The organism is Aeromonas sp. TW 6, from assembly GCF_013168745.1.
Lineage (GTDB): Bacteria > Pseudomonadota > Gammaproteobacteria > Enterobacterales > Aeromonadaceae > Aeromonas > Aeromonas caviae.
The window spans coordinates 1-18,302 of the sequence record NZ_JABERS010000035.1 but is presented as its reverse complement, the minus strand read 5'-3'; the positions used below and the strand labels follow the sequence as shown (position 1 = coordinate 18,302).

The following is an 18,302-nucleotide window of genomic DNA, read 5'->3' as shown; positions in this document are numbered from 1 at the left end:
GGATTGTAGCGAGACGACCCCGGATCAGGCGGGGGCCAGTCGCCGGTGCAGGCTGCGGTAGTGATCATCTTCCAGCAGCTCCTGGTGGGGGGCACACAGACGGATGCGACCCTCTTCCATCAGGGCTACCCTGTCCATCCGTTCCAGCCCCAGCAGGCGGTGGGAGATGAGCAGCAGGGTGCGATCCGCCCCCAGGGTCAGCAGCAGATCCATGATCTCCCGTTCGGTCTGGGTATCGAGCCCTTCGGTGGGCTCGTCCAGCAGCCAGAGCGGTGCATCGTGGAGCAGGGCGCGGGCGATGCCGATGCGGCGGCGCTCCCCGCCGGAGAGCGGACGCCCGCCATCCCCGAGCCAGGCATCCAGCCCCTGTTCGGCCTGCTCACCCTCATCGCACAGCAGAGTCCCGAGCCCCACCTGGGTGAGTACCTCGATGAGCCGTTCGTCGCTGGCTCCGGGGGCGGCCAGGGTGAGGTTGCCACGCAGGGTATCGGCAAACAGGTGGACCCGCTGGCTCACCACGGAGCAGGAGGCGCGCAGCGCCTCTTCGCTGTAATCGGTGAGGGGCTTGCCATCGAGCAGGATCTCCCCCGATAGGGCCGTCCACTCCCGGGTCAGCAACCCCATCAGGGTGGACTTGCCACAGCCGGTCTGCCCCAGCAGCGCCAGCTTCTCTCCGGCATGCAGTTGCAGGGTGCACCCTTGCAGCACGGGTGCATCCTGGCCTGGATAGGTGAAATACAGGTCGCTTATCTGCACGGCACCCCGGGCAGCGGGGGCTTGCTGTGCGCCCCACTCCGGCGCCTTGGCCTCTTGCAGGATCTCGTTGAGACGGCGGGCGGAGGTGAGGCTGGTGGAGAGGTGCTGGAAGGCACCGGCCAGCGGCAGCAGCGCCTCGAAGCTCGCCAGGGTAGCGAACACCATGAGTGCCGTGATGGGGTCAGGGGCACTGCCACCGACGCCGTGACCGGCCAGCCAGAGCATCAGGGTCAGAGTCCAGCCGCTCAGCAACTGCACCGAGAAGGCGGCCAGGCCGCTGACGCGGGCCATGCGGGCCTGGGCCCGGATCAGGGCCTGCTCCGCCTGCTGCAATCCGGTGAGCGCCTCGGGAGCGGCGGCGAACATCTGCAGTTCGGCCTGGCCGTCCAGATAGTCCACCATGCGGGTACGCAGGTTGGACTTCTCGGCGATGAGCTGGCGGCCCGGCGCGCGCCCGGCAAAATAGAAGACCAGGGGCAAGGCCAGCATGCCAAAGAGCAGAATGGCTCCCAGCGTCAGCGCCAGGCGACCATCGAAGAAGGAGAGGAAGAAGACCAGCCCGGCGCAGCTCAGCAGGGCCGCCCCAATGGGGGTGATGAGGCGCAGATAGACGTGATCCATGGCATCGATGTCGGCCACCAGACGGTTGAGCAGGTCAGCCTGGCGAAAACCGGCAAGGGAGCCGGGGGAGAGAGGGGAGAGCTTTTGCCAGAACCAGACCCGCAGCCGGGTCAGCACCCGGAAGGTGGCGTCGTGGCTCACGACCCGCTCGCCCCAGCGACTGGCGGTGCGCACGATGGAGAAGAAACGCACGCCCCCCGCAGGGGTCATGTAGTTGAAGGTGTCTCGGGTGGCGACCGCCAGCCCGGCGACGGCGGCGGCGGAGAGGAACCAGCCGGAGAGGGAGAGCAGGCCCATGCCGGCCACCAGGGTGACCAGGGCCAGCAGCAGGCCGATGGAGAGGCTGAGCCAGTGCTGGCGATAAAGGCGCAGGAACGGCAATAGATCAGTCATCGAGAGAGTCTCCGAAACCTTGGGATTGCGACAGGAGGCGGGCGAAGGGGCCCTCTGCCTCGCCGAGTGCGGCAAAACGTCCCTGCTCCACCAGCTTGCCGTGCGCCAGCACCAGGATGTTGTCCATCTGGCTGAGCTGATCGAGGCGGTGGGTGATCATCAGCAGGGTCTGACCTTGTGCGGCCTGTTCGAGGGCGCTCATGACGGCCCGCTCAGAATGGCGATCCAGGCTGGCAGTGGGTTCATCCAGCACCATCATTTGGGTCGTCTTGAGCAGGGTACGGGCAAGGGCGATGCGCTGGGCCTGGCCGACGGAGAGGCCGCCCGCCTGATCCCCGACCCGATAGTCCAGCCCTTTCTCATTGACGAACTCCCAAGCCTGGGCGCGCTTGAGCGCGGATTCCAGCTCGGCGTCGCTGGCGGATGGTCTGGCCAGCAGCAGGTTGTCCCGCAGGGAGCTGTGGAAGAGTTGGGGATTCTGGGAGAGCCAGCCTAGCTGCTGGCGCCACTGGCTGATGTCCATGGTACGAAGTTCCACTCCGTTGACGCACAGGGAACCGCGATAGGGGGCAAAACCGAGCAGGGCATTGACCAGGGAGCTCTTGCCCGCGCCGCTGATGCCGACCAGGGCGGTGCGCGTGCCGGCTTCCAGCGTGAAATCGAGGGGACCGACCAGCACCTTGCCCTCGGCGCTCAGCACTTCCAGGCTGCGGGCTTCTACCTTGACGGGGCCATCCGCATGGAAGGGGAGCGTCCCGGAGGCGGGTTCGCTCACGTCGGCCTCGAGAAATTCCAGCAGTTGTTCGGCGGCGCCAATGGCCTGTGCCTTGGCGTGATAGTGGGCACCGAGTTCCCGCAGCGGCGCGTAGAACTCGGGGGCGAGGAAGAGCACGAACAGGCCGGTAAAGAGGGTGACCTTGACACCATAGCTGCCAAAGTTGAGGTGATCGATGTAGGAGAAACCGAAGTAGACGGCCACCAGGGCCACCGCGATGGCGGCGAAGAACTCCAGCACGGCCGTGCTCAGGAAGGCGAGGCGCAGCACCTCCATGGTGCGCTCGCGAAAATCTTCCGATGCATCGCGGATGGCCTCCCCTTCCGCCCGGGTACGCATGAAAAGCTGCAGGGTGCGCAGTCCCTTCAGGCGATCGAGGAAGTGGCCTGAGAGGCGCGCCAGCGACTGGAAGTTGCGGCGGTTGGCATCGGCGGCACCCACCCCCACCAGGATCATGAAGAGAGGAATGAGGGGGGCCGTGCCGAGCAGAATGAGGCCCGCCGCCCAGTTGACCGGGAACACGGAGACCAGGATCACCAGGGGAATAAAGACGGCGATGGCCATCTGGGGCAGATAGCGGGAGAAGAAGTCCTGCATCTCTTCGATCTGCTCGAGCAGCAGGCTGGCCCAGCTACCGGCGGGACGACGCTGGATATAAGCAGGGCCGAGCCTGGCGAGGCGGGTGAGCACCAGCTCGCGGATGGCCTGGCGCACCGCACTGCCCGCCTTGAAACTCGCCACCTCGCGGCCATAGGCCAGGGCCGCCTTGGTCAGGGTCACCAGCAACAGACTGATGAAGAGGGGGGCGGAGTGCTTCGGCGTGGAGCCTTCGATGATGAAACCGTGAATCAGGGTCGCCAGCAACCAGGCCTGCATCACCATCAGGACGCCCTGACCCAGCCCGAAGGCGATGGAGATGCCGATCCAGCGCCGACCATGGCCCGATTGTTTGCGCAACCAGCCATAGAGATGTTTCTGTCTGTTCTTGTCCATTACCACCCTCCTCAAACGAGTGGCGCAAGACTATCGTCGCCCCCACGGCTTGGCAACCTTGCAGAACCGGGCGGAGGAACATCATTGTGTGAAAAATCGGCTTCATGCTCATTAGTTGGCCGAACAGCTTGATTTATGGCAAAAAATGCGAGGTCGGTGATTGCGCTCGGCGGCAAAATGCATATAGTAGAGGCCACTGACGCGGGTGTAGTTCAATGGTAGAACGGTAGCTTCCCAAGCTGCATACGTGGGTTCGATTCCCATCACCCGCTCCACATTCCAGATAGCGGCACGCGCCGTTGTCCATATCAGCCAGATGGCTGTCTGTCGTGGGGATTCCCCATCACACCAAGCAAGTTTTGATGCCTAGCGGGCATCGTATAATGGCTATTACCTCAGCCTTCCAAGCTGATGATGCGGGTTCGATTCCCGCTGCCCGCTCCAGTCTTCACACAAAAAGCCCACTCCTGCGAGTGGGCTTTTTGTTGTCTGTTTTTTGATGCCGGCGAGAGTGCCAGAGCGGCCAAGCTGAAAGGCGCAGACATGGAAAAGGCGCCACAGGGCGCCTTTTCAACTCGGGAGTGGGGAGGATTACTCCTGCTCCAGCTCGCCGCAGAAGCGATAGCCTTCGCCATGGATGGTGGCGATGATCTCCGGGGTGTCGCCCACGCTCTCGAAGTGCTTGCGAATACGGCGGATGGTCACGTCCACGGTGCGGTCGTGGGGCTTGAGTTCGCGGCCCGTCATCTTCTTGAGCAGCTCGGCACGGGTCTGGATCTGGCCCGGGTTCTCGCAGAAATGCAGCATGGCGCGGAACTCGGAGCGGGGCAGCTTGAACATGTCGCCAGCCGGGCTGACCAGGGCGCGGCTGTTGATGTCCAGGGCCCAGCCATTGAACAGATAACGTTCCACCAGCTTCTTCTCTTCGCCACCGGCGGCCACGTTCATGGTGCGGCTCAGCAGGTTGCGGGCACGGATGGTCAGTTCACGGGGATTGAACGGCTTGGTGATGTAGTCATCTGCGCCGATCTCCAGCCCCAGGATCTTGTCCACTTCGTTGTCGCGACCGGTCAGGAACATCAGGGCGATGTTGTCGTCTTCACGCAGCTCGCGCGCCAGCAGCAGGCCGTTCTTGCCCGGCAGGTTGATGTCCATGATCACCAGGTTGATGGTGTGGCTGGTCAGGGCCTGGTGCATCTCGTCACCGTTGTTGGCTTCGAGCACGATGTAGCCTTCGGCTTCGAAGATGCTCTTGAGGGTGTTGCGGGTGACCAGCTCGTCTTCGACGATCAGAATATGTGGTGTTTGCATGAGTATTCCCAGATTCTTATCAGTTAATTATCGAAATTTTAACACTCTTTGGCGTTATCCGACCGGTCCTGAAAATTTATTACGTCATCCTGGGTATGAATATCAGGTCGAATCATCGCGAATTTGGTAACTATGTCGGCAAGCATCCCTGTGCCGTACATGGGCTCTCAACAAGTCTGAACAAGAGAAGCCCGGAGAGGTAGTCCATTACAAAAGTTGCTGCATTTTATCAGTTAACAGGCGCATAACAACACTCTTTGCCGTCAGATAGCAACTTTTTAACTCAGCTTTGATATAAGTCAATCCCCGAGTTCGCTGCATCATACTTGGGCTGACCCGCTTTTTCGCCCTTAATAAATGTAATGGGATGTAACATGTGGTTGACATGACTTTGTGGGAAAACTACAGAAAAGTGTGCTTCATCGCCCCCTTTGCGCCTCCCTGCTGCCCAGCCTATGCCATTGTCACGGCCTGGAACCCGGCCAGCCGGTGGGTGGGGCTGCGTCGCAATGCCCGTCGCCAGCGAGCCCTTGTCCGGCAAGTGGGCGAGTGTCCCGTCATGGGAGAGGTCTGGGGGAGCGATGAGGATGAGCGCTGGCAGGAGGCGTCGCTGTTGTTGCCGCTTTCGCTGCCAGAGGCGATCCGGCTGGCCGCCCGATTTGGCCAGAATGCCCTCTATTGGGTACGTGAAGGAGAGCTCTGGCTGGTGCCCGTGTTGCTGGAAGGGACGCCCTGTCATCTGGGGGCGCTTGCGTCCCGCTGGCGGTTCAGGCCTTCAGGCTGACATGGCCCCCCGCCATCCGGACAGGGCACCCGGCCGGTGGATTGTCAGCGCCCCGACATGATGAAAGAATGAGCGGACACATTTCACTCCATGGAAGGATGATGATCATGCTGGACCTGCTGCCCGACCTTTGCGATGAACATGGCGATGCCCTTAGGATCGCTGACCCCCTCTTTCACGACTATGGCGGCAAGGCGCTGTTTTACGGCGAGGCCGTGACCCTCTCCTGCTTTGAAGACAACAGCCTGGTGCGTGAGCTGGTCAATCGTCCCGGCCATGGCAAGGTGATGGTGATCGACGGGGGCGGCTCCCTGCGTCGGGCGCTGCTCGGGGATCAGCTGGCCATCAAGGCGGTGGAGCAGGGGTGGGAGGGGATCCTCATCAACGGGGCCGTGCGGGATGTGGGGACGCTGGCGACCCTGGCGCTGGGGGTCAAGGCCCTGGCCCCCTGCCCGGTCAAGACAGAGAAACGGGGTCTGGGCACGCTGGATGCCGTGGTCTCTTTTGCCGGTGTGACCATAGCGCCCGGCGACTATGTCTACGCCGACCTCAACGGTGTGCTGGTGAGCGGCGCCAGGCTCCTCTGAACCTCAGAAGTTGAAGCCCACGCCCAGAGTGAGAAAGTGTTCCGTGCTGAAGGCACTGAGTCCGTAATTGGCGGTGATGGCCAGGGAGGGGGTCACCAGCAGGCTGCTGTTGAGCTCAACCAGGGTGCTGGCCTTGCTCACCTCCAGTTGCTTGAGCTGGCTGCCGATGTTGAGTGACGGGGAGAGGCGATAGCGCACCCCAGAGCTGATATTGAACCCGGCCTGCCCGCTTTGGGGGCCGATGGCGGGGCCGGCCTCCATGTAGAGGCTGATGTCATCCTGAAGCGGGTATTGATAGCCGGTATTGATGAGCCAGAGGTCGAAATTGTCGCCAAGGTGGCTCTGGTTGCCGAGCAGTACGCCGGAATAGCTTTTGACGTAGAGCGGGTTGTCCGATTCGGTCTGGAGAAAACTCCAGTCGGCGGCCTGAGCCGAAAAGACGAGGCTGGATGCCATTGCGATGACGAGAGACTTGACCATTCGTTTCCCCTCCCTGGGTCCGAACAGGACTACAAGCATGGCACATGCCAGCGGGGAGTAAAGGGAACCCCGATCACAATAAAAGAGTTTTGATTGACGCTGCAGTCATGGTACACAGGCCCCTCACTCCGTGTCGTTACGACACGCTCCATCACGAGGTGAACTGATGAACAACAAACTGATCCTGCTGGCCGCTCTGGCCCTGGGAGGCTGCGCCATGACTACGGGTTCCACTCTGGCACAATTGCAGGCATCGACCTGGCAACTGCAAGGGGCGAGCGGTGATACCTTCACCCTGCAGGTCGCCGGTGACAAGGTGGCGGGCAAGGGCGGCTGCAACCGCTACTTTGGCGGCATCACAGAGCAGGGTGACGGCGTGTTGACGCTTGGCGCCATGGGTTCGACGCGCATGATGTGTGCGGGGGATCTGGCCGGCAAGGAGATGAACTACCTGCAGACCCTGGAGAAGGTGGCGAGCTTCCAGATCAGCGGCAAACAGCTGGTGCTAAAGGATGCCGACAAGGCCACCTTGCTGACCTTTGACGCCGTGAAATAAGCCGGGATCTCGTCAAAGGCTGTCGCAGGCGACCCCTGCGCCAGCGTGCAGGAGAATGTGAAAAGGGACGCCATGGCGTCCCTTTTTGTGCCTGATGTCGGGTCATCCCCCTCGCTGGAAGCGAAACCGCTTCTTGCGTCGGTAGGGATAGACATCCTCGAACATCCCCTCCTTGATGTTGCTCTGCAGCATCTTCCAGTAGTTGGCATCGAAGAGCTCCTTGTGCAACTGCATCATGATCTCCCGCACCTGGGGTTTTTGCAGCAGGAAGGTGGCGAATTCCTCCGGGAAGATGTCGTTGGGTGCCACCGAATACCAGGGTTCGGCGCTCCACTCGTCCTCCGGGTAGCGCGGCGGCGGGATCTGGCGGAAGTTGCACTCCGTCATGTAGCAGATCTCGTCGTAGTCATAGAAGACCACCCGGCCGTGGCGAGTCACCCCGAAGTTCTTGAACAGCATGTCGCCGGGGAAGATGTTGGCCGCCGCGAGCTGGCGGATGGCGTTGCCGTACTCCTCCAGGGCGAGGCGGGTCTGCTGTTCGTCCGCCTGATCCAGATAGAGGTTCAGGGGGATCATCTTGCGCTCGGTGTAGAGGTGTTTGATCACCAGCTTGTCGGCGGTGAGGGTAAGCGCAGAAGGCGCCACCGCCTTGAGCTCGGACAACAGCTCCGGCGAGATGCGATCGAGGGGAAACTCGAAGTTGGTGAACTCCTGGGTATCTGCCATGCGGCCCACTCTATCATGCTGTTTTACCAGCCGGTATTTCTCCTTCACCTGCTCGTGGCTCACCTCCTTGGGCGGGGTGAACTCGTCTTTTATCACCTTGAACACCACATCGTAGGAGGGGAGGGTGAACACGCTCATCACCATCCCCTTGATGCCGGGCGCGATGACGAACTGCTCCCGGCTCTGGGCCAGGTGCTGCTGGTAGTGGCGATAGAGCTCGGTCTTGCCGTGCTTCTGGCAGCCGATGGCGTTGTAGATCTCATAGTCCGGCTTGCGGGGCATGATCTGGCGAAGGAAGGCCACAAAGAGCGCCGGTACCGGGGCATAGACCATGAAGTAGGCGCGGGCGAAGCCGAACACGATGGAGGCCAGCTCCGGCTCGAAGATGACGGTGTCCACATAGATGCTCTGACCGGTGCTGAGCAGGGGCAGGATGAAGGGATAGACTTCTCCCTTCACCCGGATGAGCCCCACCAGATAGGCTCCCTTGTTGCGATAGAACACTTCCCTGAGCAGCTCGATGGCGAAGGGCTCCTCGTGCAGGATGGCCGGGCCGCTCTCTGCCAGATGGCGGTGGATGTCCATGATGTCCCGCTGCTTGTCTTCGAAAGGGAGGGTGAAGCTGTAATCCCCGAGCAGCTGGCTCAGGGTCTGGGGCAGGTGGGAGAGATCGGTGCGATAGATACGCAGCAAGGATCCCAGGTCAGGCTTGTCGCCCCGGCTCACGAAGGGGTGGATATAAAGGTTCTCGTCGCGGATGTTGCGATGGCGGAAGATGCGGCGATAGACGGAATTGAAGAAGGACTCCGCCACCTCGAAGTTCTCGCAGCGGGGCAGGAGATCGCTGAAGGCGCCTTTCACCTGCTTGAGCAAGGCCTGGGTCGGCAGCTGCTCCCCCATCATCTGTTTGATCTGCGCCGTGGTGGCGCCGACATGGTGATCATAGAGGCGGATGCGCTCTCGACCGGCGAGCTGCACCCCCAGCCAGTCGCTGTTCTCGAAACGACTCTTGCTGCCCTGGGTTATCTCGAGAAAGCGGCTGTAAAACGACTCAAAACGTTGCAGGATCGTCTCGGCGACCGCCTGCTCCAATGGCTGCTGCATCTCTCTCTTCCTTGTGATCTGTCGGGCCCATGGCGTCAGTGCCCTGAGGCGGCGGACTCGCGTCCAAGGCCACTATGGCAACATCCAAACATCTGTTCAAGTGGCAATATTTCGGGATAAACGGTAGATTGCGCCCCTGTTTTGCCGACGGTTCGCCGCAGTTCGCGGCGTCGGCCTCATCCTGGAGAGAACCCGATGAAACTCTATTTTGTGCTGGTGTCGCCCGCCCGTGCCGCCAACGTGGGGGCTGCTGCCCGCGCCATGAAGACCATGGGCTTCGATGCCATGCGACTGGTGGGGAGCCGGGTGCACGAAGAGGAGGAGGCGAGCTGGGTTGCCCACGGGGCGCAGGAGATCCTGACGGATGCGCAAGCCTTCGACACCCTGGAAGAGGCCCTGGCGGACATGGATTTGGTGGTCGCCACTACCGCCCGGCAGCGCGGCCGCTACCAGCACTACCTCACCCCGGCGGACATTCGCGACCAGGTCCGGGCCAAGCCCTCCCTCGAGAAGGTGGCCATCGTGTTTGGCTGCGAGGAGTCCGGACTCTCCAACGAACAGCTTGCCCAGGTGGATCTCATCAGCTACCTGCCTCTCAAGGTCTCATACCCGTCCCTGAATCTGGGTCAGGCGATCATGCTGTATGCCTATGAGCTGAGTCCGCTGCTCGATGACCAGAAAGTGAGCGACGAGCAGGACGTAGCAGAAAATTTCGAGAGTGCCGGGCAGGTTCGCGTGCTGAAATCAAAAACAGCAGAATTGCTTGGTGAACTCGGAGTTTCGCAGGATGAAAAACTGCATCAATGGGTGATGGACCGAGTGCCCATGCTGCCGCAGCGGGATCTCAATATGCTCCATCTGCTCTGCAAAGACCTTGCCCGCAAGTTTGGCAAGGAGGTTTAGGTTGACAGCCCCTCGCCGGGCGCGGTATTGCTAACAACCAGATTCGTTCAAGAGTGTTCGTCATGCAGCTATTCACCAACATCATCACCACCACCATTATTACCGGTACCACCACAGGTGGCACTGGGGCCGGTTGATGCGCTGACGAACAAGCACAGAAATCAGAAAAAGGCCCGTACCCACCCAGTACGGGCCTTTTTTGTTGGATTGTTTTTAGACCTATTAGCAGATCAATTTGCAGGGAATACAGGGAGATAGCGATGAGAGTGTTGAAATTTGGCGGGTCGTCACTGGCCGACGCAGAGCGTTTCTTGCGGGTTGCCGATATCGCGGTGAATACCCATGGCCAATCCCAGGTGGCCCTGGTGCTGTCGGCACCGGCCAAGGTGACCAATCACCTGGTCGCCCTGGTGGAACAGACCAGTCGCGGCATGGATGCAAGCAGTACCCTGTTCGAGATCAACGGTATCTTCTCCCGTCTGCTGGCCGGCTTGAAGGCCGCCTATCCCGCGCTGGATGACAAGGCGCTGCAGGCTCGTTTGACCAGTGAACTGGATCAGGTCGAGCGGCTGATGCAGGGTATCCGTCTGCTGGGGCTGTGCCCGGACAACGTCCAGGCACGCATCCTGAGCCGTGGCGAGAACCTCTCCATCGCCTTCATGCACGAGCTCTTGCGGGTGCGCGGCCTCGAGCTGGATCTCATCGTGCCCGAGCAGTTGCTGGTCACCGATGGCGGCTACCTCGAAGCCCATGTGGACATCGAAGCCTCCCGGGTGCGCTTCGCCGCCAAGGGCCTGCGCTCTGATTGTCTCTACCTGATGCCGGGCTTCACCGGTGGCAGCGACAAGGGCGAGACCGTGCTGCTGGGCCGCAACGGCTCCGACTATTCCGCCGCCGTCTTGGCCGCCTGCGTCGATGCCGAGTGCTGCGAGATCTGGACCGACGTGGAGGGCTGCTACAACTGCGACCCGCGCCTGGTACCGGATGCCTACCTGCTCAAAACCCTCTCCTATAAAGAGGCAATGGAGCTCTCCTACTTCGGTGCCAAGGTGCTGCACCCGAAGACCATCGCCCCCGTGGCCCAGTTCCACATTCCCTGCCTCATCAAGAACAGCTTCAACCCCCAGGGTCCGGGTACCCTCATCGGGGTCGATCAGGGGGATGACGATCTGAAGGTGAAGGCCATCTCGGATCTCTCCGGCATGTGCATGTTCAACGTCTCCGGCCCCGGCATGAAGGGCATGGTAGGCATGGCCGGTCGCATCTTCTCCGCCGTCTCCCGCGCCGGGGTCAGCATCGTGCTGATCACCCAGTCATCCTCCGAGTACAGCGTCAGCTTCTGTATCCACAGCTACGACAGCGACAAGACCCGCAAGGTGCTGGAGCGCGAGTTCGAGCTGGAGTTCAAGAACCAGTTGCTGGACCCGCTCGAGATCATGACCGATCTGGCCATCATCTCCCTCATCGGCGACGGCATGCGTACCTCCAAGGGGATGGCGGCGCGCTTCTTCACCTCCCTGGCCCAGGCCTCCATCAACATCGTCGCCATCGCACAAGGATCGAGCGAGCGCTCCATCTCCGCGGTCGTGCGCTCCGGCAAGGTGGCGGAAGCCATCAAGGCGTGCCACCAGAACTTCTTTGGCAGCCAGCAGTTCATCGATCTCTTCGTGGTCGGGGTGGGCGGCGTCGGTGCGGCCCTGGTGGATCAGATTGCCCGCCAGCAGCCGGTACTGGCCGAGCAGGGCACCGGCCTGCGGGTAGTGGGTATCGCCAACAGCCGCCAGATGGCGGTCAACAAGGATGGCCTGGTCCTCGCCAACTGGCGTGAACAGCTGGTGGAAGCCCAGGGCAGCTTCAGCCTGGAGGCGGTGAAGAAGCTGGTGGAAGAGAGCCACCTCATCAACCCGGTGATCGTCGACTGCACCTCGAGCGAAGCCGTGGCCGTCCAGTACGCCGATTTCCTGGGGGCCGGTTTCCACGTGGTCACCCCGAACAAGAAGGCCAACACCGGGTCGCTGGATTACTACAAAGCGCTGCGTCGCACCGCCCGCCAAACCCGCCGCAAGTTCCTGTACGAGACCAACGTGGGCGCGGGCCTGCCGGTCATCGAGAACCTGCAAAACCTCATCAAGGCCGGTGACAAGCTGCGCGCCTTCGACGGCATCCTGTCCGGGTCGCTCTCCTTTATCTTCGGCAAGCTGGACGAGGGGATGGCCTTCTCTGAGGCGACCCAGATCGCCCGCGGCAACGGCTTCACCGAGCCGGATCCCCGCGATGACCTGAACGGCATGGACGTGGCTCGCAAGCTCCTGATCCTGGCCCGCGAGGCCGGCATGGCGCTGGAGCTCTCCGATGTGGAGGTGGAGCAGGCACTGCCGCCGGGCTTTGACGTGAGCGGCGACGTGGAAGCCTTCATGGCCCGCCTGCCCGAGGCCGATGGCTGGTTCCGCGATCAGTTCGCAGCGGCCCAGCGTGAAGGCAAGGTGCTGCGTTACGTCGGCTCCATCGAGGGTGGCAAGTGCAAGGTGGCCATCAAGGCGGTGGGTGGCGACGAGCCCCTGTTCAAGGTAAAAGACGGGGAGAACGCGCTCGCCTTCTTCTCCACCTATTACCAGCCCATCCCCCTGGTACTGCGCGGCTATGGCGCAGGGACCGAAGTGACCGCCGCCGGTGTCTTCGCCGACGTGCTGCGCACCCAGAACTGGAAGCAGGAGCTGTAACATGAGTTCAGAGATGAACCCGAATGTAGAAATCGGCGGCAGCGTGGTGGCCTATGCCCCGGCCTCCAGCGCCAACCTGAGCGTGGGCTTTGACGTCCTGGGGGCGGCGCTCGCCCCCGTGGATGGCTCCCTGCTGGGGGACCGCGTCCAGGTCAAATCGGCAGAGGTGCCTTTCGCTCTCTCTTCCGTGGGCCGTTACGCCCACAAGTTGCCGGACGACCCGAAAAAGAACATCCTCCACGACTGCTGGGTCGCCTATGGCGAGGCGCTTGAGAAGCGCGGCCTGGGTCTCAAGCCGCTGCAAATGGTGCTGGAGAAGAACCTGCCGGTGGGCTCGGGCCTGGGATCGAGCGCCTGCAGCGTCGTGGCGGCGCTGGAAGGGCTCAACGCCTTCCACGGCGCGCCCCTGAATGAACACGACCTGCTGCTGCTGATGGGGGAGATGGAAGGGAAGATCTCCGGCTCCGTCCATTACGACAACGTGGCGCCCTGTTATCTGGGGGGCATGCAACTGGTGCTGGAGGAGGGGGGCGTCATCAGCCAGGGCATCCCGGTGTTTGACGAGTGGTACTGGGTGGTCTGCTACCCGGGCACCGTGGTCTCCACCGCCGCCGCCCGCGCCATCCTGCCGGCCCAGTATCGCCGCCAGGACTGCCTCACCTATGGCCGCCGGCTTGCCGCCTTCGTGCATGCCAGCTACAGCCGCCAGGAAGGGCTGGCCGCCAGCGTCCTGAAAGACGTGATCGCCGAGCCTTATCGCGCGGCCCTGATTGAAGGTTTCAACGAGGTGCGGGCCCAGGGGGCCCAGAACGGGGCGCTGGCCACCGGCATCTCGGGGTCCGGTCCCACCGTGTTCGTGGTGATGAAGGATCTGGCCCAGGCCGAACGCATGAAAGAGTGGATGGAAGCGCACTTTGTGCGCAATGAAGATGGATTTGCCCGGGTCTGCAAACTGGACATGGCCGGGGCACGGGTAACAGGAAGCGAGCTATGAATCTTTACAACATCAAGGACAAGAGTGAACAGGTGAGCTTCGCCCAGGCGGTGCGTCAGGGGTTGGGCCGCGAGCAGGGGCTGTTCTTCCCAGAGACCCTGGCGCCGCTGGCCGACGTGGATGCCCTGCTGGATCTGCCGCTGGTCGAGCGCTCGGCCCGCATCCTGAGCCACCTGCTGGGTGACGAAGTGCCGGCTGCCAAGGTGAGCGAGCTTATCGACGCCGCTTTCACCTTCCCGGCGCCCCTGGTGAAGCTCAAAGATGGCACCTATGCCCTGGAGCTGTTCCATGGCCCGACCCTGGCGTTCAAGGATTTCGGCGGCCGCTTCATGGCCCAGTGTCTGGCTGCGTTCAGAACCAATGACAAGATCACCATCCTCACCGCCACCTCCGGCGACACCGGTGCCGCCGTGGCCCACGCCTTCTATGGCCTGGAGGGGATTGAAGTGGTGATCCTCTACCCCAAGGGCAAGATAAGCCCCTTGCAGGAGGCGCTCTTCTGCACCTTAGGCGGCAACATCCGCACCCTCGCCATCGACGGTGACTTCGATGCCTGCCAGGCGCTGGTCAAGGATGCCTTCGACGATGAAGGGCTCAAGACCGCCATCGGCCTCAACTCCGCCAACTCCATCAATATCAGCCGCCTGCTGGCCCAGGTCTGCTACTACTTCGAAGCCGTGGCCCAGTTGCCGAAAGCCGATCGCGCCAAGGCGGTCATCAGCGTGCCGTCCGGCAACTTTGGCAACCTCACCGCGGGTCTCATCGCCAAGGCGCTGGGGCTGCCGGTGAAGCGCTTTATCGCCGCCACCAACGCCAACGACACCGTGCCGCGCTACCTGAAAACCGGCCAGTGGGAGCCGCACCAGACAGTCGCGACCCTGTCGAACGCCATGGACGTGAGCCGCCCCAACAACTGGCCGCGCGTGGAAGAGCTGTGCCGTCGCAAGGGCTGGGCGCTGGAAACCTTGGGCTCAGGGATGCGTGACGATGCCCAGACCCGCGATGCGCTCAAACGCCTCCATCAGCTGGATTACCTGTGCGAGCCCCACGGGGCGATTGCCTGGGATCTGCTGAACGAGCAGCTTGGGCAAGACGAGGTCGGTGTGTTCCTCTGCACCGCCCATCCGGCCAAGTTCAAGGAGTCGGTGGACGAGATCCTGAATCTGGATGTACCGCTGCCGGGCCCGCTCGCCAAGCACGCCGCGCTGCCGCTCCTGTCCCACGATCTGCCCGCCGACTTTGGCCGCCTCAAGGCCTTCCTGCTCGGTTAAGCCGTCATGAGACGCTGACGATCCCCCGCTTTTTCACGAAAGCGGGGGATTTTTTATGTCCGGTATTGATGTCCGGTATTGGGCGGGTAGCCCGCCCAGATCCCCCTGAAACAAGGAGCACGGCATGAGCCCGCATCCCCTTCGCACCCTGATCGAGACCTGTGACGCCGCCATCTCCCGGCGCGACTTCGAGGCCCTGATGGCCTTCTACGCCGAAGACGCCGCCCTGGTGATCAAACCCGGCATGGTGGTGCGCGGCATTCCCGCCATCCGCCGCGCCTTCACTGCCATCTCCGATTACTTTGACGGCCAGCTTGAGGTGACCCAGGGGGCCATGGAGGTGATCGAGGGGGCCGACAACGCCCTGGTGATCATGGAGACCCGGCTGCGCTACCCGGGCGGAGAGGGGTGGATCGATGAAACCCGGCGCGCCACCTATGTGTTTCGCAAAGAGCCCGGCGGGCAGTGGCGCTGCACGGTGGACAACTCCTACGGCACCACGCTGCTGGGAGCGCAGCAGCCTGGCGATCGGCCTGCAACTGACTAGCGCAGTCACACTGGCTCGGCTAGCCAGATTGAGTAGCAAGAGCCAAGCCATGCAGGCCGGAGAACCCGAGCCGCACGCAGGGCGCCGCTCTGCCTGGGAGGGGGCATCACAGCGCTGCCCAAGGCGCAACTCCCCGTTTTGGCTGTGCCTCACAACCTGCTGTCAGAAAGTGCGCTGACAGTGATTGCTGCGACGTTTTTACGAATCTGGTTTGCACTTTCGTTGTTATGTTCGCCCCTGGCAGCACAACCCTGTAGGCGGGTCATTTCCAGCCCCCCGTGGCCCGTTGACCCGGTCTGCCGTGGCTGCTAATCAGGGTGACACCCTTCATGGACGAGCAGAGCCGCAGATGCCTCGACGGCGCGGCTTATCGACAACAACACCACAGTGCAGGGAGCAGACCATCATGTGGCCGTACCGAAAAATAGTGACCCAGTCCCTCAAAACCCCCTGATGATCGCCAGGATCATCTTTTACTTCGCCCTGATATTACTGTTGCCGCTGCCGTTTATGGTGTCCGCAGACACCGTCCTGGCAGAAATCGGGCGCACTTATTACGCCCTGTTCTCATTGCCCATCGCTATGGTGCTGATGCTGATATCGAGCCTGATGGCCATCCTCATTGCCATGGTGGAGTCGCGCAACCAGCAGCCACCCCAGGGACGGTGGTAAGAAGATTCCTGTCTTTCAAGCCATCCAATAAAAAACCATCCCGGGCGGGATGGTTTTTGGACTTCCAAATTGGGACACCCACCTTTTTTTTGGCCCTGAAACATGGACCTGCCATCCGTCAAAAAGGTGGGTGTCCCAGATTTCATATTTCTTGTTTTCCGAAGTGTGAGGGCGAGAATTTATTATGTCGATACAACATCTAAATGTGGGCCACAATATCCAATAACAATTATTTTCTTGGTGTTGTCAATGTGGAAATATACACGAATAGTTTCATCAGGGTTTCTTGAATTACCAATTTTTAAATGTCTAAACATTGCGACTTTAGCGCCATCATAATCAAATGTTCGCTGAGATGCGTATTTGTCTGTTCTCTCTACAGTTTCTGATTCACTAGCTGAATATGCGGCGCCAAATAAAGATCTTGCTTTAACGTCCCCTTCAGATAAAACCAAGTCTAAATATTCTGTCACCAATCTACCTAGAAGGCCAAGTAATTTACTTGAGTTTTTGAATGACAATGATTTTGTTGTTGAATGATATGCGTCTTCTAAAATTAAAACTCTGTTTGGAAATAACTTTGAAATGAGGAGGAGAGAAGTCTTTGGGGTTAGCCCATCAACAAGGATATCAGTAATTTCTGTTGGGGAGAAAAAAGTTTCACTCTGCGCGACTTTATTTCCACTTTGGCTAAGTTGATACTTTAAAGTTTCTATCTGATGTTGTTTTGCTCTGTTTTCTGCTGTAAGTCTTTCAGTTTTGTTCTGCTCATCAGACAACTCGCTTATCCATTTTGTTAGCTCTTCATTAAAATCGGACTTTAATCTATCAATTATTGCCTCATGCTCATCTAATTGTGAAAATGCATCTTCAGCTAGTTGTTTAAACCCCTGGTCATCTTGAAGTTCACTAAATTTCTTTTTTAAGAAAATTCGCTGATCTTTCTGTCTTTTCGCTCTTACATCAGTTGGACTGAAATGTTGCTTTTTCCTAAATCCGTTTGTAGTATGAGTGATTATTGATAAGATTTGGGCGTTAACATTTATATGATTAGCTTTCCATTCATCAATCGTGGAGGAAAGCAATAATCTGTTATAACAGAATCCACGGCCTTGTGATGGATAGATTATATTTATTGCCCCACCCCAAGCAGAGTAACGCCGAGTTAGAACTCTTTCCATTTCCCAGCTATCAATTTCTTCTGTAGTAGAAACAACTTGAGCCAATCCAAATAATTGCTCCTGTAGCTTTAATGGATTTATTAGAGTTTTTTTATTAGTCCCATTGCTTATTATTATTATGGGGTGACTTCTATCTTCTCGCTCAATTTCAGAACTTAGTGAAATAAGGCTGTCAGTTGTGTTGCTATAACTTTTTAATTGCTTGCCAATAGTGTCACGATCAAGTTCTGCATTTTTGCTTAAGTATGTAACAAGCTTAGGTCTTGTTGTCATCGGTATTTCGATGACCTGAGTGCTAATATCGCTCGTTTCTAATAGAATTGATATCTGAGTAAATGTTTTGCATTCTTTAACACCTATTTCAGTTACCCATTGCCTTCCACTAACTTGGTCATCTGGGTGTGTCAACATGACTGAGTGCATATATGGTTCAAATTGAGTGGCAGCATAAGTCCTGACAGTCGAACGCTCTAGCTTGAATTCATCACTGCTTTTAAGTTGCTCAATGCTAAATATCTTTCCAGTTTTTTCCTTTAACCATCCCGCAATGGTATTAAATGCTCTATTTGTTGCATTATCACCTATCAGATTAAACTGATTGACATAAATTAACATTTATTTTTCCTTGAAAAGGTCTTTAATGGTATGGGGTTGTATATATAGTTTTTTAACCCTAGTAGATCAGCGCTGAACGAAGTAAGGTATAAAAAATTGCCAAGAAGGTGACTTTTATTTGACAGCTATTTATTCGCGACAATTTAATTTGCCTGTTAAGATATCTGTCTATCGTCTATCCCACGCTCATGTACAGGACCTTAAGCGTTGAGTCCCTTTAAAACTCCTTCCAAGGTCCTGTTCTGTATCGATTTTCTCTGCTTGGTTCGGCAAGCGTTCTTGGCCAAATAATCAGCTGCCCATTCCAGTCTTT

15 protein-coding genes, 2 tRNA genes and 1 other annotated feature are annotated in these 18,302 nt (G+C 59.2%); of the genes, 11 read left to right on the top strand and 6 right to left on the bottom strand.

Features of this window, described 5'->3' with window-relative positions; genetic code table 11:
• Window positions 1-24 precede the first annotated feature (24 nt).
• Window positions 25-1,770, bottom strand: a complete 1,746-nt coding sequence (gene cydC, locus HKD46_RS15885) for a heme ABC transporter ATP-binding protein/permease CydC (protein ID WP_171865648.1) — start codon at window positions 1,768-1,770, stop codon at window positions 25-27.
• Window positions 1,763-3,538 carry a heme ABC transporter permease/ATP-binding protein CydD gene (gene cydD, locus HKD46_RS15880; protein ID WP_171865647.1) on the bottom strand — a complete coding sequence of 592 codons (1,776 nt, stop codon included), beginning with the start codon at window positions 3,536-3,538 and terminating at the stop codon, window positions 1,763-1,765. Before cydD ends, cydC begins: the two co-directional genes overlap by 8 nt.
• Window positions 3,539-3,739: 201 nt before the next feature.
• On the opposite strand from cydD, the gene HKD46_RS15875 reads away from it, so the two are divergent.
• Both HKD46_RS15875 and HKD46_RS15870 read left to right on the top strand, forming a co-directional pair.
• Window positions 3,740-3,813: transfer RNA gene (locus HKD46_RS15875), tRNA-Gly, on the top strand.
• A gap of 94 nt (window positions 3,814-3,907) precedes the next feature.
• Window positions 3,908-3,982 (top strand) — tRNA-Gly (locus tag HKD46_RS15870).
• A 147-nt stretch (window positions 3,983-4,129) separates the two neighbouring features.
• On the opposite strand, the gene arcA is transcribed toward HKD46_RS15870, so the two are convergent.
• A complete protein-coding gene (gene arcA / locus HKD46_RS15865) occupies window positions 4,130-4,849 on the bottom strand; it encodes a two-component system response regulator ArcA (protein WP_010673581.1) in 720 nt (239 codons plus the stop codon).
• Between the two features lie 385 nt (window positions 4,850-5,234).
• On the opposite strand from arcA, the gene HKD46_RS15860 reads away from it, so the two are divergent.
• Together HKD46_RS15860 and HKD46_RS15855 are read left to right on the top strand one after the other, a co-directional pair.
• Complete coding sequence (locus HKD46_RS15860; protein WP_081000902.1) at window positions 5,235-5,633, top strand: DUF3293 domain-containing protein; 399 nt, start codon at window positions 5,235-5,237, stop codon at window positions 5,631-5,633.
• A gap of 107 nt (window positions 5,634-5,740) precedes the next feature.
• Entirely contained in the window at window positions 5,741-6,220 is a 480-nt protein-coding gene (locus HKD46_RS15855) for a putative 4-hydroxy-4-methyl-2-oxoglutarate aldolase (protein WP_053288455.1), read from the top strand.
• Window positions 6,221-6,223: 3 nt separating this feature from the next.
• Here HKD46_RS15855 and HKD46_RS15850 read toward each other — a convergent pair whose 3' ends face one another.
• Window positions 6,224-6,700, bottom strand: coding sequence for a hypothetical protein (locus tag HKD46_RS15850; RefSeq protein WP_039039355.1), 477 nt, complete (start codon window positions 6,698-6,700; stop codon window positions 6,224-6,226).
• Window positions 6,701-6,866: 166 nt separating this feature from the next.
• Here HKD46_RS15850 and HKD46_RS15845 point away from each other — a divergent pair, with 166 nt between their 5' ends.
• Window positions 6,867-7,256 carry an META domain-containing protein gene (locus tag HKD46_RS15845; RefSeq protein ID WP_039039356.1) on the top strand — a complete coding sequence of 130 codons (390 nt, stop codon included), beginning with the start codon at window positions 6,867-6,869 and terminating at the stop codon, window positions 7,254-7,256.
• A gap of 102 nt (window positions 7,257-7,358) precedes the next feature.
• Here the strand turns inward: HKD46_RS15845 and aceK are convergent, their stop codons facing one another.
• Window positions 7,359-9,086 carry a bifunctional isocitrate dehydrogenase kinase/phosphatase gene (aceK, locus tag HKD46_RS15840; RefSeq protein ID WP_053288250.1) on the bottom strand — a complete coding sequence of 576 codons (1,728 nt, stop codon included), beginning with the start codon at window positions 9,084-9,086 and terminating at the stop codon, window positions 7,359-7,361.
• A 195-nt stretch (window positions 9,087-9,281) separates the two neighbouring features.
• Here aceK and HKD46_RS15835 point away from each other — a divergent pair, with 195 nt between their 5' ends.
• The 6 genes from HKD46_RS15835 (at window position 9,282) to HKD46_RS15810 (ending at window position 16,193) form a co-directional block, all read left to right on the top strand.
• Entirely contained in the window at window positions 9,282-9,989 is a 708-nt protein-coding gene (locus HKD46_RS15835) for a tRNA/rRNA methyltransferase (protein WP_010673587.1), read from the top strand.
• A 72-nt stretch (window positions 9,990-10,061) separates the two neighbouring features.
• Window positions 10,062-10,192 (top strand) — a sequence feature (Thr leader region).
• A 57-nt stretch (window positions 10,193-10,249) separates the two neighbouring features.
• Window positions 10,250-12,709, top strand: coding sequence for a bifunctional aspartate kinase/homoserine dehydrogenase I (gene thrA, locus HKD46_RS15830; protein ID WP_042015804.1), 2,460 nt, complete (start codon window positions 10,250-10,252; stop codon window positions 12,707-12,709).
• Window positions 12,710-12,722: 13 nt separating this feature from the next.
• Window positions 12,723-13,703, top strand: a complete 981-nt coding sequence (gene thrB, locus HKD46_RS15825; RefSeq protein WP_171865654.1) for a homoserine kinase — start codon at window positions 12,723-12,725, stop codon at window positions 13,701-13,703.
• Entirely contained in the window at window positions 13,700-14,974 is a 1,275-nt protein-coding gene (gene thrC, locus HKD46_RS15820) for a threonine synthase (RefSeq protein ID WP_103244495.1), read from the top strand. Before thrB ends, thrC begins: the two co-directional genes overlap by 4 nt.
• A gap of 124 nt (window positions 14,975-15,098) precedes the next feature.
• Window positions 15,099-15,521, top strand: a complete 423-nt coding sequence (locus HKD46_RS15815; protein WP_103244496.1) for a DUF4440 domain-containing protein — start codon at window positions 15,099-15,101, stop codon at window positions 15,519-15,521.
• Between the two features lie 453 nt (window positions 15,522-15,974).
• Complete coding sequence (locus tag HKD46_RS15810) at window positions 15,975-16,193, top strand: hypothetical protein (protein ID WP_233721005.1); 219 nt, start codon at window positions 15,975-15,977, stop codon at window positions 16,191-16,193.
• 182 nt (window positions 16,194-16,375) lie between these two features.
• Here the strand turns inward: HKD46_RS15810 and HKD46_RS15805 are convergent, their stop codons facing one another.
• A complete protein-coding gene (locus HKD46_RS15805; RefSeq protein WP_171865646.1) occupies window positions 16,376-17,989 on the bottom strand; it encodes a hypothetical protein in 1,614 nt (537 codons plus the stop codon).
• Window positions 17,990-18,302 lie beyond the last annotated feature (313 nt).

What these genes read in the sequence shown, in the direction of transcription:
- cydC (WP_171865648.1), bottom strand. Translation starts at nt 1,770, where the DNA reads ATGACTGATCTATTGCCGTTCCTGCGCCTTTATCGCCAGCACTGGCTC.
- cydD (WP_171865647.1), bottom strand. Translation starts at nt 3,538, where the DNA reads ATGGACAAGAACAGACAGAAACATCTCTATGGCTGGTTGCGCAAACAA.
- arcA (WP_010673581.1), bottom strand. Translation starts at nt 4,849, where the DNA reads ATGCAAACACCACATATTCTGATCGTCGAAGACGAGCTGGTCACCCGC.
- HKD46_RS15860 (WP_081000902.1), top strand. Translation starts at nt 5,235, where the DNA reads ATGACTTTGTGGGAAAACTACAGAAAAGTGTGCTTCATCGCCCCCTTT.
- HKD46_RS15855 (WP_053288455.1), top strand. Translation starts at nt 5,741, where the DNA reads ATGCTGGACCTGCTGCCCGACCTTTGCGATGAACATGGCGATGCCCTT.
- HKD46_RS15850 (WP_039039355.1), bottom strand. Translation starts at nt 6,700, where the DNA reads ATGGTCAAGTCTCTCGTCATCGCAATGGCATCCAGCCTCGTCTTTTCG.
- HKD46_RS15845 (WP_039039356.1), top strand. Translation starts at nt 6,867, where the DNA reads ATGAACAACAAACTGATCCTGCTGGCCGCTCTGGCCCTGGGAGGCTGC.
- aceK (WP_053288250.1), bottom strand. Translation starts at nt 9,086, where the DNA reads ATGCAGCAGCCATTGGAGCAGGCGGTCGCCGAGACGATCCTGCAACGT.
- HKD46_RS15835 (WP_010673587.1), top strand. Translation starts at nt 9,282, where the DNA reads ATGAAACTCTATTTTGTGCTGGTGTCGCCCGCCCGTGCCGCCAACGTG.
- thrA (WP_042015804.1), top strand. Translation starts at nt 10,250, where the DNA reads ATGAGAGTGTTGAAATTTGGCGGGTCGTCACTGGCCGACGCAGAGCGT.
- thrB (WP_171865654.1), top strand. Translation starts at nt 12,723, where the DNA reads ATGAACCCGAATGTAGAAATCGGCGGCAGCGTGGTGGCCTATGCCCCG.
- thrC (WP_103244495.1), top strand. Translation starts at nt 13,700, where the DNA reads ATGAATCTTTACAACATCAAGGACAAGAGTGAACAGGTGAGCTTCGCC.
- HKD46_RS15815 (WP_103244496.1), top strand. Translation starts at nt 15,099, where the DNA reads ATGAGCCCGCATCCCCTTCGCACCCTGATCGAGACCTGTGACGCCGCC.
- HKD46_RS15810 (WP_233721005.1), top strand. Translation starts at nt 15,975, where the DNA reads ATGATCGCCAGGATCATCTTTTACTTCGCCCTGATATTACTGTTGCCG.
- HKD46_RS15805 (WP_171865646.1), bottom strand. Translation starts at nt 17,989, where the DNA reads ATGTTAATTTATGTCAATCAGTTTAATCTGATAGGTGATAATGCAACA.